Annotated in this window: 10 protein-coding genes and 1 pseudogene; 9 read left to right on the top strand and 2 right to left on the bottom strand. The window is 74.8% G+C overall.

From position 1 onward, the window contains the following. Positions 1–25 precede the first annotated feature (25 nt). Positions 26–865 (top strand): tRNA pseudouridine(38-40) synthase TruA, encoded by an 840-nt coding sequence (truA, locus tag ACH4TG_RS27415; RefSeq protein WP_398245208.1) that lies wholly within the window; start codon positions 26–28, stop codon positions 863–865. A gap of 63 nt (positions 866–928) precedes the next feature. Here the strand turns inward: truA and ACH4TG_RS27410 are convergent, their stop codons facing one another. Continuing rightward, complete coding sequence (locus ACH4TG_RS27410; protein WP_398245207.1) at positions 929–2,524, bottom strand: hypothetical protein; 1,596 nt, start codon at positions 2,522–2,524, stop codon at positions 929–931. 97 nt (positions 2,525–2,621) lie between these two features. On the opposite strand from ACH4TG_RS27410, the gene ACH4TG_RS27405 reads away from it, so the two are divergent. Then, entirely contained in the window at positions 2,622–4,244 is a 1,623-nt protein-coding gene (locus ACH4TG_RS27405) for an ABC-F family ATP-binding cassette domain-containing protein (RefSeq protein ID WP_398245206.1), read from the top strand. A gap of 6 nt (positions 4,245–4,250) precedes the next feature. On the opposite strand, the gene ACH4TG_RS27400 is transcribed toward ACH4TG_RS27405, so the two are convergent. Beyond that, positions 4,251–5,408, bottom strand: coding sequence for an XdhC family protein (locus ACH4TG_RS27400; RefSeq protein ID WP_398245205.1), 1,158 nt, complete (start codon positions 5,406–5,408; stop codon positions 4,251–4,253). Between the two features lie 322 nt (positions 5,409–5,730). Between ACH4TG_RS27400 and ACH4TG_RS27395 the strand changes: the two genes are divergently transcribed. The 7 genes and pseudogenes from ACH4TG_RS27395 to ACH4TG_RS27365 all read left to right on the top strand — a co-directional run bounded on the left by ACH4TG_RS27395 (position 5,731) and on the right by ACH4TG_RS27365 (position 14,128). Next, a complete protein-coding gene (locus ACH4TG_RS27395; protein WP_398245204.1) occupies positions 5,731–6,615 on the top strand; it encodes an FAD binding domain-containing protein in 885 nt (294 codons plus the stop codon). Positions 6,616–6,617: 2 nt separating this feature from the next. Then, positions 6,618–7,154 carry a (2Fe-2S)-binding protein gene (locus ACH4TG_RS27390; protein ID WP_398245203.1) on the top strand — a complete coding sequence of 179 codons (537 nt, stop codon included), beginning with the start codon at positions 6,618–6,620 and terminating at the stop codon, positions 7,152–7,154. Then, positions 7,151–9,547, top strand: coding sequence for an aerobic carbon-monoxide dehydrogenase large subunit (locus ACH4TG_RS27385; RefSeq protein WP_398245202.1), 2,397 nt, complete (start codon positions 7,151–7,153; stop codon positions 9,545–9,547). The genes ACH4TG_RS27390 and ACH4TG_RS27385 overlap by 4 nt, the downstream gene beginning before the upstream one ends. A gap of 129 nt (positions 9,548–9,676) precedes the next feature. Next, positions 9,677–10,657: an XdhC family protein gene (locus ACH4TG_RS27380; protein WP_398245201.1), complete on the top strand. Its 981-nt coding sequence runs from the start codon at positions 9,677–9,679 to the stop codon at positions 10,655–10,657. A 3-nt stretch (positions 10,658–10,660) separates the two neighbouring features. Next, positions 10,661–11,551 carry an AAA family ATPase gene (locus ACH4TG_RS27375; RefSeq protein ID WP_398245200.1) on the top strand — a complete coding sequence of 297 codons (891 nt, stop codon included), beginning with the start codon at positions 10,661–10,663 and terminating at the stop codon, positions 11,549–11,551. Positions 11,552–11,597: 46 nt separating this feature from the next. Further along, a pseudogene (locus ACH4TG_RS27370) lies at positions 11,598–11,972 on the top strand (SRPBCC family protein); the annotation flags it as partial. A gap of 881 nt (positions 11,973–12,853) precedes the next feature. Further along, positions 12,854–14,128, top strand: coding sequence for a VWA domain-containing protein (locus ACH4TG_RS27365; RefSeq protein WP_398245199.1), 1,275 nt, complete (start codon positions 12,854–12,856; stop codon positions 14,126–14,128). Positions 14,129–14,365 lie beyond the last annotated feature (237 nt).

Here is a 14,365-nt window from a genome sequence, read left to right as displayed (position 1 = left end):
GGCAGGCGAGTGGTGAGGAGCAGGCGTGAGCGACGATCCCACGCCCGGGCGGGTCCGGGTCCGGCTGGACCTGTCGTACGACGGGGCGGACTTCTCCGGCTGGGCCAAGCAGCGCAGCCGGCGCACCGTGCAGGGCGAGCTGGAGTCGGCGATCCGGACGGTGCTGCGGCTGCCGGAGCCGGTGGAGCTGACCGTGGCGGGCCGCACCGACGCGGGCGTGCACGCCCGCGGGCAGGTGGCGCACGTCGACCTGCCGGCCGAGGCGTGGGCCGCCGAGGGCGAGCGGCTGCGCCGGCGGCTGGCCGGGCGGCTGCCGTGGGACGTGCGGGTCTGGCAGGTCGCCGAGGCGCCGGCCGGCTTCAACGCGCGCTTCTCGGCGATCTGGCGCCGGTACGCCTACCGCGTCGGCGACCATCCCGGCGGGGTCGACCCGCTGCTGCGCGGCCATGTGCTGTGGCACGACCGGCCGGTGGACGTGGACCTGATGAACGCGGCGGCGGAGCACATGCTCGGCGAGCACGACTTCGCCGCGTACTGCAAGAAGCGGGAGGGCGCGACGACCATCCGCACCCTGCTCGACCTGCGCTGGGAGCGGACCGCGGACGGCCTCGCGGTGGCCACGGTGCGGGCTGACGCGTTCTGCCACAACATGGTGCGGGCGCTGGTCGGCGCGATGCTGCTGGTCGGCGACGGGCACCGGCCGGTCGGCTTCCCCGCGGAGGTGCTGGCCGGGCGGGTACGGCACTCCGCGGTCAACGTGGTGCGTCCGCACGGCCTCACCCTGGAGGAGGTCGGCTACCCGGCCGACGACCTGCTCGCCGCCCGCAACCGCGAGGCCCGCAACCTGCGCACCCTGTGCCGTTAGCACCGGCCGCCGACCGGCGGGACCGGGCGGCGGCCGGGCGGCGGGGTGCGGGCCCACGGCGGGTCAGTTGCGGGACGGGTCCGCGGCGGCGGCGTCGCGGCCGCGCTGGATGATCCGCTGGAACGCGTAGTTGGACGCGTCGTTGGCGGACTGCAGCGCCACCTTGTCCGTGCCGCTGATCGTCTTGCCGTTCTTCAGGCCGGCGATGGCGAAGTAGGCGTAGCGGCCGACCGTGTTGGAGGTCATCCGGCAGGCCACCGCGTGGCAGAAGTCCGTCACGCCGCCGCCGTTGAGCGGGGCCAGGTACTGGGCCGTCTTCTGCAGCTTCAGCGCGTGCGTGTTGTCGTCGAAGACGGCCACGCCGACCGTGACGGCGGTGGTGCCGTTGGTGAAGGTGGCGCGGATCAGCTGGTGGCAGCCGCCCTTGGCCAGGGCCTGGGCCAGGCCCGCCCGGGCGCCCGCGGCGCATGTGGTGGTCGTCGCGGTGGCCGTCTTGGTGTAGACCCGGCCGCCCATCAGGAACTGCTTGCCCGGGAAAAGGGTGGCCGGGGTGAGCGGCGCCTTGTCCTTTGCCGCGGACGACAGGTAGTCGAGCGGGTTCGCCGGCGGCGGCGGGGCCACCGAGGAGAACGAGGGCGCGGGGGGCAGCGACTGCGTGGTGGTGCCGGTGCTGCCGGAGGAACTGGGCCCGGCGATCGGGTGGTCGGAGTTCTTGCCCGACATCACCACGGCGGTCGCCACGCCGCCGGCGACGACGGCGATCGCGACGATGCCGCCGGTGAGCATCGTCACCTTGCGGCGGCGGGCGCCGCGGGCCTGCTGCTGGTCGGCCAGGGCGTTCCAGTCGGGAGTGGCCGGGTCGCTGGGCCGGGGCGTGGAACGGGGCGCGGAAGGCGCCTGCGGGGCGTTCTGGCGGGGGAGCCCGGCGCCGGGGGCCTGCCGGCCGAACCCCTGCTGTCCGGGGTCCTGGGCGCCCTGCTGTCCGGGGTCCTGGGCGCCCTGCTGGCCGGGGCCCTGGGCACCCTGCTGTCCGGGACCCTGCTGGCCGGGACCCTGCTGTCCGAAGCCCTGCTGGCCGGGGGCGCTCTGGGCGGCGTGCCGGCCGGCCTGCTGACCGCCGGCGGGCCTGCCGCCCTGCTGGGGCCCGTGCTGCGGCTCCTGCGGGGGTGTGCCGCCCTGCTGCGGGCCGCCGGCCCATCCCTGGGGCGGCTGGGCCGGGGCCGGGGCCTGCGGGAGCTGGGGCTGCTGCGGCGGGGGCTGGAGCGCCTGCGACTGCTGGTGCGGGCCCGGCCGGTTCGCGGCGGGCCCCTCGCGCTGCGGAAGCCGCGGCTGCCCGCTGGGGGCCGCCCGGTCGCCCTCGCCGTCCGGTGCTCCCTGGCCGGCGCCCGGTCCGCCCGCCGCGCCCTGTGCGGGCTCCTGGCCGGGGCCCTGGCCGGGGCCCTGGCCAGGGTCCGACGACCAGGGCTCGCCCTGTGTGCCCGGTGGCGCCGCGAACTGCTGCCGCGGGTCGTGCGCGGCCGGCTCGTGCGGCTGGTGCGTCTCGAACGAGCGCTGCTGCTGCCGGCTGGACGGGATGACGCGTCCCTCCAGGACCTCGCGTCCCTCGGGGGCGTTGGGGCTGGGGGGCTGCGATGGCTGCTGCCCGGGGCCTTCAGTCATGTCGCGCATCATATTGCCGGTCCGGCTCGGCACCATCGCCGGGAAGCCCGGCGAAAACGACTTGGGGCCGCCACCTGCGGCGGGGAGAATTCACGCCATGGGTCATGTCGAAGCTGCGCACGTCGAGTACTACCTGCCTGATGGGCGGGCCTTGCTCGGCGACGTCTCGTTCCGGGTGGGAGACGGCGCCGCGGTGGCCCTGGTGGGCCCCAACGGTGCGGGGAAGACCACACTTCTGCGATTGATCGCCGGCGACATCAAGCCGCACGGCGGGACCGTCACCGTCAGCGGCGGCCTGGGCGTGATGCCCCAGTTCGTCGGTTCCGTCCGGGACGACCGCACGGTCCGCGACCTGCTGGTCTCCGTCGCGCACCCGCGCCTGCGGGCCGCCGCCGCGGCGGTCGACGCGGCCGAGCTGGCGATCATGGCGCAGGACGACGAGCCGGCGCAGATGGCGTACGCGACGGCGCTGAACGACTGGGCCGAGGCCCGCGGGTACGAGGCCGAGACGCTCTGGGACATGTGCACCATGGCCGCGCTCGGCGTGCCCTACGAGCGGGCCCAGTGGCGCGAGGTCAAGACGCTGTCGGGCGGCGAGCAGAAACGGCTGGTGCTGGAGGCGCTGCTGCGCGGCCCCGACGAGGTGCTGCTGCTCGACGAGCCGGACAACTACCTGGACGTGCCCGGGAAGCGTTGGCTGGAGGAGCAACTGGCGCAGACCAAGAAGACGGTGCTGTTCGTCAGCCACGACCGCGAACTGCTGGCCCGCAGCGCCGAGCGGATCGTCAGCGTCGAGCCCAGCCCCGGCGGCAGCGACGTGTGGGTGCACGGCGGCGGCTTCGCCACGTACCACCAGGCGCGCGCCGAGCGCTTCGAGCGCTTCGAGGAGCTGCGCCGGCGCTGGGACGAGAAGCACGCCCAGCTGAAGAAGCTGGTGCTGGACATGCAGCAGTACGCGGCCCGCAGCGACGAGATGGCCTCCCGCTACCAGGCCGCCAAGACCCGGCTGCGCAAGTTCGAGGAGGCGGGCCCGCCGCCGGAGCCGCCGCGCAAGCAGGACATCAGGATGCGGCTGCAGGGCGGCCGCACCGGGGTGCGCGCGGTGACCTGCCAGAAGCTCGAACTGACCGGCCTGATGAAGCCGTTCGACCTGGAGGTCTTCTACGGCGAGCGGGTCGCGGTGCTCGGCTCCAACGGCTCGGGCAAGTCGCATTTCCTGCGGCTGCTCGCCGGGGACGCCTCGGTGGCCCACAGCGGCGCGTTCAAGCTGGGGGCGCGGGTGGTGCCCGGCCACTTCGCGCAGACCCACGCGCACCCGGAGCTGGAGGGCCGCACGCTCGTCGACATCCTGTGGACCGAGCACGCCCGCGACCGCGGCCGGGCGATGTCGGTGCTGCGCAGGTACGAGCTGGAGCGGCAGGGCGACCAGCCGTTCGACAAGCTGTCCGGCGGGCAGCAGGCCCGCTTCCAGATCCTGCTGATGGAGCTGCAGGGCACCACCGCGCTGCTGCTCGACGAGCCCACCGACAACCTGGACCTGGAGAGCGCCGAGGCGCTGCAGGACGGCCTGGAGGCGTACGACGGCACGGTGCTCGCGGTCACCCACGACCGCTGGTTCGCCCGCTCCTTCGACCGCTACCTGGTCTTCGGCTCGGACGGCCTGGTCAGGGAGACCTCCGAACCGGTCTGGGACGAGCGCCGGGTGGAGCGCAAGCGCTGACCGCCGTCAGTGGTGGATGGGCAGCGGGGTCGTCTCGGCCAGACGGCGCCCGGTGCCGCCCCAGTGCAGCGCGATGACCTCGGCCATGATCGCCACGGCGGTCTCCTCGGGGGTGCGGGCGCCCAGGTCGAGGCCGATGGGGGAGGCGAGGCGGGCGAGCGCCGGTTCGGGCAGCCCCGCCTCGCGCAGCCGGCGCAGCCGGTCCTCGTGGGTGCGGCGGCTGCCCATCGCCCCGACGTAGCGGGCGGGGGAGCGCAGCGCCCGTTCCAGCAGCGGGATGTCGAACTTCGGGTCGTGGGTGAGCACGCAGATCACGGTGTTCTCGTCGATCGCGGTCCGGTCGAGGTACCGGTGCGGCCAGTCCACCACCAGGGTGTCGGCCTCGGGGAAGCGCTTGCGGGTGGCGAACACCGGCCGCGCGTCGCACACCGTGACGTGGTAGCCGAGGTAGCGCCCGATGCGGGCGACGGCGCTGGCGAAGTCGATCGCGCCGAAGACCAGCAGGCGCGGCGGCGGCGCGAAGGACTGCACGAACACCGCGAGGTCCTCCCGGCGCTGCTCGCCGCCGCGGCCGGTGCGCACCACCGCGGTCGTGCCCTGGGCGAGCATGCCGCGGGCCCGCACCGTGACGGCCGCGTCCAGGTCCGGGTCGCCGAGGCTGCCGGTGGCGCCGTCGGGGGTGACGACGAGGTCCCGGCCGGGCGGGACGGGCTGCTCGCCGCCGCCCCGCGGAGGTGTCGCGGGGAGCTGGTCGCCGTGGGCGCCGGCGTGCTCGTCGATGAGTGTGGCGACCGCGACCGGACGGTGCGCGGCGATCGCGTCGAGCACCGCCGGCAGCTGCGGGAAGCGGTCGCCGCCGGCCGGGCGGACCAGCAGCTGGAGGGTGCCGCCGCAGGTCAGGCCGACCTCGAAGGCGTCGTCGTCGCTGACGCCGTAGGTGGCGAGGGCCGGCTGCCCGGTGGAGATCACCTCACGGGCCAGCTCGTAGACCGCGCCCTCCACGCAGCCGCCGGAGACGCTGCCGACCACGTCGCCGTCCGCCGCGACCGCCATCGCCGCACCGGGCTGCCGCGGCGCCGACTTCCAGGTACGGACGACGGTGGCCACCGCGAAATCGGTGCCCGCGGCCTGCCAGGCGCCGATGCCTTCCGCGATGTCTCGCACGTTGACGCTCCGCTGGGTGAGGGTCCACTTCCATGGTCGCGCGGGCCGGCCCGGCCTGCGGTGCGGCGACCCGGCCGCGGTACCGGGCGGCAGGGCCCAGCCGAGGATGGGGACGGGTAAAGCCGCATGTCAACCGCGGGTTAACGGTTTGCTGAAGTCGTGCGCTCGCGCTCCGTCACCCGGGCGGCGGTAAAATTAAGGGGTCGCTTAACTCGCCGTTGACTTCACCGGCCGCCGGGTGCGCAATGTGCCCGGACGAGCCGAAGGGGCAACCCCGGGACCGGCAGGGAAGCGGGCCCCGGCGAAAGGGGCGTGTGCGCACATGCAGGTTCCCGCGCCGTTCGAGTACCAGCGCGCGACCAGCGTCGGGCAGGCGATCGGACTGCTGGACCGGCTCGGCGACACCGCCAGGCTGGTCGCCGGCGGCCACAGCCTGCTGCCGATGATGAAGCTGCGGCTGGCCAACTTCGAGTACCTCATCGACATCAACGACCTCCACGACGAGCTCGGGTACATCACCGTCGAGCCGGACATGATCCGGATCGGCGCCCTGACCCGCCACCGCGAGCTGCTGGAGTCCGACGCGCTGGCCGCCGCGTTCCCGATCTTCCGGGACGCCGAGCGGGTGATCGCCGACCCGGTGGTCCGCAACCGCGGCACCCTCGGCGGTTCGCTGTGCCAGGCCGACCCGTCGGAGGACCTGTCCGCGGTGTGCACCACGCTGGACGCCCGGTGCGTGATCACCGGCCTGGGCGGCGAGCGCGTGGTGCCGATGGACGACTTCCACGTCGGCCCCTACGAGACCGCGGTGGGCGACGCCGAGATGCTCACCGAGGTCCGGCTGCCGATCCGGCCGGGCGGCTCCAGCGCCTACGAGAAGGTCGAGCGCCGGGCCGGCGACTGGGCGGTGGTGTCCGCCGGGGCCGCGGTGTGGCTGGACGGCGGCGGCCTGATCACCGACGCCCGGGTGGGCCTGGCCGCGGTCGGCCCCAACACCGCGGGCATCCCCGGCATCGCCGAGGCGCTGCGCGGCCGGGCGCCGTCCGAGGAGCTGTACGAGCAGGCGGGCGGTATCGCCGCGGCGGCGGCCGACCCGGTCACCGACCGGCGCGGCAGCGCCGAATACAAGCGCCACCTGGCCCGCGAGCTGACCGTACGGGTGCTGCGCACCGCGGTCGCCAGGACCGGGCAGCGGGAAGGGGTGTGAGCATGCAGGTCACCATGACCGTCAACGGCGAAGAGGTCTCCCGGGAGATCGAGGGCCGGCTGCTGCTGGTCCACTTCCTGCGCGACCACCTCGGCCTGACCGGTACCCACTGGGGCTGCGACACCAGCAACTGCGGCACCTGCGTGGTGTGGATGGACGGCGAGCCCGTCAAGTCCTGCACCGTGCTGGCCGCCATGGCCGGCGGCCACGACGTGCGGACCGTCGAGGGACTGGAGCACGACGGCGAACTGGACCCGGTGCAGCGCGGCTTCATGGAGTGCCACGGCCTGCAGTGCGGCTTCTGCACCCCGGGGATGATGATGACCGCCCGCGCGCTGCTGGACCGCAACCCCGACCCGTCGGAGGAGGAGATCCGCGAGGCGATCTCCGGCCAGATCTGCCGCTGCACCGGCTACGCCACCATCGTGCGCTCGATCCGCTGGGCCGCGGCCGAGGAGGCCGGCACCCGCACCACCGTCCCCGCCGACGCCTCCGCGCTCGACCAGGACGCCACGACCACCTCGGGGAGCGCGTCATGACCACCGCCCCGTCCCGCCCGGCCGCCACCGCCTTCCACGACAACGACCACAAGCCGGTCGGCCACGGCCGGATGCTCCGCAAGGAGGACCCGCGGTTCATCCGCGGCAAGGGCCGCTACGTGGACGACCTGCAGCTGCCCGGCATGCTGCACCTGGCGATCCTGCGCTCGCCGTTCGCCCACGCCAAGGTCCTGTCGGTGGACACCAGTCTGGCCGAGGCGCACCCGAAGGTGCGCCTGGTGGTCACCGGGGCGATGCTCGCCGAGAAGGGCCTGGCGTGGATGCCGACCCTCTCCAACGACGTGCAGGCGGTGCTGGCCACCGACAAGGTCCGTTTCCAGGGCCAGGAGGTGGCGTTCGTCATCGCCGACGACCGCTACGCCGCGCGCGACGCGCTGGAGCTGATCGACGTCGAGTACGAGCCGCTGGACCCGGTGATCGACGTGCGCACCGCGCTGTCCCCGGACGCCCCGGTGATCCGCGACGACCTGGAGGGCAAGGCCGACAACCACGTCTTCGACTGGGAGACCGGTGACGCGGCCGCCGCCGAGGAGGTGTTCTCCCGCGCCGACGTGGTGGTCACCGAGGACATCGTCTACCCGCGGGTGCACCCGGCGCCGATGGAGACCTGCGGCGCGGTCGCCGACTACGACGCGGTCGACGGCAAGCTCACCCTGTGGTCCACCTCCCAGGCCCCGCACGCCCACCGCACCCTGTACGCGATCGTCGCCGGCCTGCCCGAGCACAAGATCCGGGTGGTCTCGCCCGACATCGGCGGCGGCTTCGGCAACAAGGTGCCGATCTACCCGGGCTACGTGTGCGCCATCGTCGGCTCGCTGCTCACCGGCAAGCCGGTGAAGTGGATGGAGGACCGCTCGGAGAACCTGCTCAGCACCGGCTTCGCCCGCGACTACGTGATGCGCGGCGAGATCGCCGCCACCTCCGACGGCCGGATCCTCGGCATCCGCACCCATGTGCTCGCCGACCACGGCGCGTTCAACGGCACCGCGGCACCGGTGAAGTACCCGGCCGGCTTCTTCGGCGTGTTCACCGGCAGCTACGACCTCCAGGCCGCGTACTGCAAGATGACGGCCGTCTACACCAACAAGGCGCCGGGCGGGGTCGCGTACGCGTGCTCGTTCCGCATCACCGAGGCGGTGTACCTGGTCGAGCGGATCGTGGACTGCCTGGCGCACCACCTGGACATGGACCCGGTGGAGCTGCGCAAGAAGAACTTCATCCGGCCCGAGCAGTTCCCGTACCGCACCAAGACCGGCTGGGTCTACGACTCCGGCAACTACCTGCCCACGATGGAACTCGCCCAGCGGATCGCCGGATACGACGAACTGCGCCGGGAGCAGGCCGAGAAGCGGGCCCGCGGCGAGCTGATGGGCATCGGCGTCTCGTTCTTCACCGAGGCGGTCGGCGCCGGGCCGCGCAAGGACATGGACATCCTGGGCCTGGGCATGGCCGACGGCTGCGAGCTGCGGGTGCACCCCACCGGCAAGGCCGTCGTGCGGCTGTCGGTGCAGACCCAGGGGCAGGGCCACGAGACGACGTTCGCGCAGATCGTCGCCGAGGAGATCGGCATCCCCCCGCAGGACATCGAGGTGGTGCACGGCGACACCGACCAGACGCCGTTCGGCCTGGGCACCTACGGCAGCCGCTCCACGCCGGTGTCGGGCGCGGCGGCGGCCCTGGTGGCGCGCAAGGTCCGCGACAAGGCGAAGCTGATCGCCTCCGGGATGCTGGAGGTGTCGGTCGCCGACCTGGAGTGGACCAAGGGCGCCTTCCACGTCAAGGGCGACCCCTCGGCGTCGGTGACCATCCAGGACGTCGCGATGCGCGCGCACGGCGCGGGCGACCTGCCCGAGGGCGTCGAGGGCGGCCTGGAGGCGCAGATCTGCTACAACCCGGAGAACCTCACCTACCCGCACGGCGCGTACATCTGCGTGGTCGACATCGACCCGGGCACGGCGAAGGTGACGGTCCGCAAGTTCGTCGCGGTGGACGACTGCGGGACCCGCATCAACCCGATGATCATCGAGGGCCAGGTGCACGGCGGGCTCACCGACGGCGTCGGCATGGCGCTGATGGAGATGATCGCTTTCGACGAGGACGGCAACTGCCTCAGCGGCTCGCTGATGGACTACCTGATCCCGACCGCGCTCGAAGTGCCGGACTGGGAGACCGGGTTCACCGTCACCCCGTCCCCGCACCACCCGATCGGCGCCAAGGGCATCGGCGAGTCCGCGACCGTCGGCTCGCCGCCCGCGGTGGTCAACGCCGTGGTCGACGCGCTCAAGCCGTTCGGGATCCGGCACGCCGACATGCCGCTGACGCCGTCCCGGGTCTGGGAGGCCATGCAGGGGCGGCTGCAGCCGCCGATCTGAGGCGGGCACGGGAGCGGGACCGGGCGCGCGGCGCGGGACGGCGCGCGCCGCACGGGACGGCGCCGGCGAGCGCGACGAGGTCGCGGACGGCGGCGGGAAGCGAGGAGGCGGAGCGAGGTGTCCGAGGCGGTGAGCGCTCGCGCCAGGCAACTGGCGGCCGAACGGGTGCCGTTCGTGCACGCGAGGGTGGTCAGGGCGCAGGCCCCGGCGTCCGCGCACGCCGGGGACGAGGCCATCGTGCACCGCGACGGCACCATCGACGGCTTCGTCGGCGGGGTGTGCGCGGAGGGCACCGTGCGCAGCGCCGCCATGGGCGTGCTCGGCGGTGGCGAGCCGCTGCTGCTGCGGGTGCTGCCCGAGTCCGAGACCGGCTTCCCTGAGACGCCCGGCGCCCGCGTGGTCGTCAACCCCTGCCTGTCCGGCGGGGCGCTGGAGATCTTCCTGGAGCCGGTGCTGCCGCCGCCGCTGGTCGAGGTGGTCGGCGGCACGCCCGTCGCCGAGTCCCTGGTGGCGTTCGCCCGGCTCCTGGGCTGGGCCACCTCCCGGACGCTGCCTGCCGGGCCGCTGCGCGAGCGGACCGCCGCAGTGGTGGTGGCCGGCCACGGGCGCGACGAGGAGGAGTCCGTGCGGGCCGCGCTGGCCGTGGGCGTCCCCTACATCGCGCTGGTCGCCAGCCCCCGCAGGGGCGCGGCCGTCCTCGACGAGATGGGCCTGGACCAGGCGGAACGCGACCGGATCAGCACCCCGGCCGGGCTGGACATCGGCGCCCGCACCGCGCCCGAGGTGGCCCTGTCGATCATGGCGGAGCTGCTGCCGGCGCTCCGGGCGACCGAGGCGGCGGCCGCGGCCTCGGGGACGGCCGCGGAACCGGCGTCCGCCGCGGCACCGCGGGCGGCAGCCGGCCCGGCAGCGGGAACGGGCCCGGCGCTCGGAGCGGCTTCCGGCCCTGCGGCGGCCGGGGACGGCCCACCGCGCGTGGTGCGCGACCCGGTGTGCGGCATGGAGGTCACCGTGCTGCCCGACACCCCCCATCTGACCGCCGGGGACGCCGAGTTCTGGTTCTGCGGGGCCGGCTGCCGGGACCGCTACGCGGCCGGGCTGGTGGGCTAGTCCGTGGGCGCGCTGTTCGCGGATGCCGCCGAGGTGCGCCGGCGGCTGGAGGACGTCGGCCACCTCGTCGACGACGGCACCGCCACCGCCCTGTACCTGGCCTCCGTCCTCCAGCGCCCGCTGCTGCTGGAGGGCGAGCCCGGCGTCGGCAAGACCAGCGCCGCCAAGGCGCTCGCCGAGGCGCTGGCCACCGACCTCATCCGGCTGCAGTGCTACGAGGGCCTGTCGGCCGGCGAGGCACTCTACGAATGGAACTACCAGCGGCAGCTGCTCGCCATCCGCCTGCACGAGGCCGGCGGCCGCACCCTCGCCGACGCGGACCTGTTCACCGAGGAGTTCCTCCAGGACCGGCCGCTGCTGCGGGCCGTCCGGCACCCCGGCCCGCAGCCGCCCGTGCTGCTGATCGACGAGATCGACCGGGCCGACGACGAGTTCGAGGCGCTGCTCTTCGAGTTCCTCGGCGAGGCGTCGATCACCGTCCCCGAACTGGGCACCTTCACCGCGGCCCGCCCGCCGCTGGTGGTGCTCACCTCCAACCGCAGCCGCGAGCTGCACGACGCGCTGCGCCGCCGCTGCCTCTACCACTGGATCGACTTCCCCGGCCCCGAGCGGGCGGTCCGCATCCTGCGCCGCACGGTGCCGCAGGCGGGGGAGCCGCTGATCGGATCCGCGACCGAGTTCATCGGCCGCGTCCGGCACCTGGACCTCGACAAGCCGCCCGGCATGGCCGAGGCCATCGACTGGCTGGCCGCGCTGTCCGCCCTCGACGTCTCGCGGCTGGTGCGCGGCGACATCCTGCGGACCCTCAGCGCGCTCGCCAAGAGCCCCGACGACCGGGCCACCGTCATCGGCGCCCTCGACGGGCTCGGCTACGCGGAGGCCACCGGCCGATGACCCCGGCGCCCTGCCACCCCGTCCTTCCGAGGAGGAAGCACACGCCATGAAGATCGAGAACGAGTTCGGCGTCGACGTTCCGGTCGAGCGGGCTTGGGAGGCGCTGACCGACCTGGAGAGCCTGGCCCCGTGCATGCCCGGCGCCCAGCTCACCGGCGTCGAGGACGACGTCTACAAGGGCCGGGTGAAGGTCAAGGTCGGCCCGGTCATCAGCCAGTTCGCCGGGACGGCGCGCTTCGAGGAGAAGGACGACGCGGCCCATCGCGCGGTGATCCGCGCCGCCGGCAAGGACGCCCGCGGCGGCGGCAACGCCTCGGCCCGCATCCACGCTCGCCTGCACCCCGAGGGCACCGGCACCCGCGTCCACGTGGACACCGACCTCACCATCAGCGGCCGGCTCGCCCAGTTCGGCAGCGGCATGATCAAGGAGATCTCGGAGAAGCTGCTGGCCCAGTTCGTCCAGAACCTGGAGGCCCAGCTCCATTCCGCCCCACCGCCCACGGAGGAGGGCGCGCGTGGGGAAGAGGGTGCGGGGGCCGCCGCGCCTGTCGCGCCGGCGCCTGGGGGAGGGGGTGCGCCTGGGGCGTCGGCTTCTGGGGGACCGGTTGCGTCTGGGGAGGGGGGTGCGGGGGCCGCCGGGCCTGGGGCGCCCGCGCCTGCGGAGGGGGGTGCGCCTGGGGTGTCGGCTTCTGGGGGGCCGGTTGCGTCTGGGGCGCCGGCTCGGGCGGAGGAGGGTGCGTCTGGGGAGGGGGGTGCGGGGGCCGCCGCGCCTGGGGCGCCCGCGCGTGCGGAAGGGGGTGCGCCTGGGGAGGGGGGTGCGGGGGCCGCCGGGCCTGTCGCGCCCGCGCGTGCGGAGGGGGGTGCGTCTGGGGTGCCGGCTTCTGGGGGACCGGTTGCGTCTGGGGCGCCGGCGCGTGCGGAAGAGGGTGCGCCTGGGGAAGAGGGTGCGGGGGCCGCCGCGCCTGGGGCGCCGGCGCGTGCGGAGGGGGGTGCGCCTGGGGCGTCGGCTTCTGGGGGACCGGTTGCGTCTGGGGAAGAGGGTGCGGGGGCCGCCGGGCCTGGGGCGTCCGCGCGTGCGGAAGGGGGTGCGCCTGCGGCGCCGGGTGCCTCGGAGGCCGCATCGGCTCCCGCTGCGGAGGAGGGGGCGTCCGGCACGTCCGCGCCTGCGGCGCCGGCCGCCGGGGCCAAGCGCAACGCGCCGGAGCCCGAAGCGCTCGACCTGATGAGCCTGGCCGGCTCGTCCGTCTACAAGCGGCTGATCCCCGTGGCCGTCGTCGCCCTGATCGTGATCGGCGTGGTGGTGTGGCTGATCGTCCGCTGACCCCGCTTCCTCGCGTCCCGCCCGGAGGCGGCTCCGGCCCGGGGGCCGCGGCCGGTGCGCTGCTCCCCGCCGTGGACCGCGGCGCGTTCGCGGTGGCGCTGGCGGAACGGCTGCGGGCGCGCGGGGTGCGGGTCGGCGGGACGGCGATGGCGGACTTCGTCCGGGCGCTGGCCGTGTCGCCGCCGTCGTCGCGGGACGCGCTGTACTGGACGGCACGGGTGTGCCTGGTCGCGCGGCACGAGGAACTGGCCGCGTTCGACGCGGTCTTCGACTCCGTGTTCGGCGACGCCGTGCTGCCCGTGGACCCCAACGCCCGCCGCACCGGCCGCGGCGCCACCCCGCCCGCAGGCGGCGGCGCGCACAACCGGGCACCGGCCGGCGCGGCACCGTACGGCCCGGAGGAGGAGGGCGGCGGCCTGCCCTGGGTGACGCTGCCGCCCGCCACCGCGGCGGGCCGGCCGTCCGGCGACGAACTCCTCACGGTGCCCGAGCGGCTCCCGAGCAGCCTGGCCGCCGCGGCGGAGACGCCGTTCGGCGAGCTGAGCCCCCGGGAGACGGCGCTGCTCGGGCAATGGCTGGAACGCGCGCTGCCGGTCTGGCCGGTGCGGCGCTCCCGCCGCTTCACGCCCCGCGCGGTCGGCTCGCGCATCCAGGTGCGGGCGACTCTCGCCCGGGCGCGGCGGACCGGCTGGGAGCCGGTCCGGCTCGTGCGGGCCGGGCCCGTGATGCGGCCGCGCCGCGTCGTGGTGCTGTGCGACGTCAGCCGCTCGATGCAGCCGCAGGCCGTCGCCTACCTGCACCTGATGCGGGCGCTGGCGCTGACCACCGACGCGGAGGTGTTCGCGTTCGGGACGACGGTCACCCGGCTGACGACGGTGCTGGCGCGGCGGTCCGCGGAGGAGGCGGTGGCCGAGGCGGAGCGGCGGGTCGTCGACCGCTTCGGCGGAACACGGATCGCGTCCAGCCTGCGGGCGCTCCTCGCCTCGCCGTACGGCGGGTTGCTGCGCGGAGCGGTCGTCCTGGTCGGCTCCGACGGGTGGGACGGCGATCCGGCCGACGAACTGGCCGCGGCCATGGCCCGGTTGCGGCGGCGCGCCCACGCGGTCGTCTGGCTCAACCCCCGTGCCGCTTCTCCCGGGTTCGCGCCCAGGACGGCCTCGATGGCGGCCGCACTCCCCTTCTGCGACCTCCTCCTCCCCGCCGACACCTTCGCCTCCCTGGCCCACGTCCCCCACGCCGTCGCCTCCTTGCGGTGAGGCGGCGGTGGGGGGTGGGGGTGGGGGGTGGAGGTAGGGCGCGGGTGGGTGGGCGTGGGGGGTGGAGGTAGCTCGCAGGGTGGACGGACCGGCTGGACGTGATCGGTGCGGGTAGCTCGCAATGTGGACGATTCGGCTGAAGGTGATCGGTTGCCGTAGTCCGCAGAGTGGACGTCCTGGCCCTTATTGCCGCGCCCTCGCCTCCGGGCCCTTAGATCCGGTGTCTGCCGGTCGATC

Origin of the sequence: Streptomyces sp. NPDC020917, from assembly GCF_044333795.1 — a bacterium.
Lineage (GTDB): Bacteria > Actinomycetota > Actinomycetes > Streptomycetales > Streptomycetaceae > Actinacidiphila.
The sequence above is the reverse complement of the archived record's forward strand: the minus strand, read 5'-3'. Positions and strand labels throughout refer to the sequence as shown.

Bases quoted from the DNA above. Each gene is read 5' to 3' on its own strand.
- ACH4TG_RS27410 (WP_398245207.1), bottom strand. From the start codon at position 2,524: ATGACTGAAGGCCCCGGGCAGCAGCCATCGCAGCCCCCCAGCCCCAAC.
- ACH4TG_RS27405 (WP_398245206.1), top strand. From the start codon at position 2,622: ATGGGTCATGTCGAAGCTGCGCACGTCGAGTACTACCTGCCTGATGGG.
- ACH4TG_RS27395 (WP_398245204.1), top strand. From the start codon at position 5,731: ATGCAGGTTCCCGCGCCGTTCGAGTACCAGCGCGCGACCAGCGTCGGG.
- ACH4TG_RS27390 (WP_398245203.1), top strand. From the start codon at position 6,618: ATGCAGGTCACCATGACCGTCAACGGCGAAGAGGTCTCCCGGGAGATC.
- ACH4TG_RS27385 (WP_398245202.1), top strand. From the start codon at position 7,151: ATGACCACCGCCCCGTCCCGCCCGGCCGCCACCGCCTTCCACGACAAC.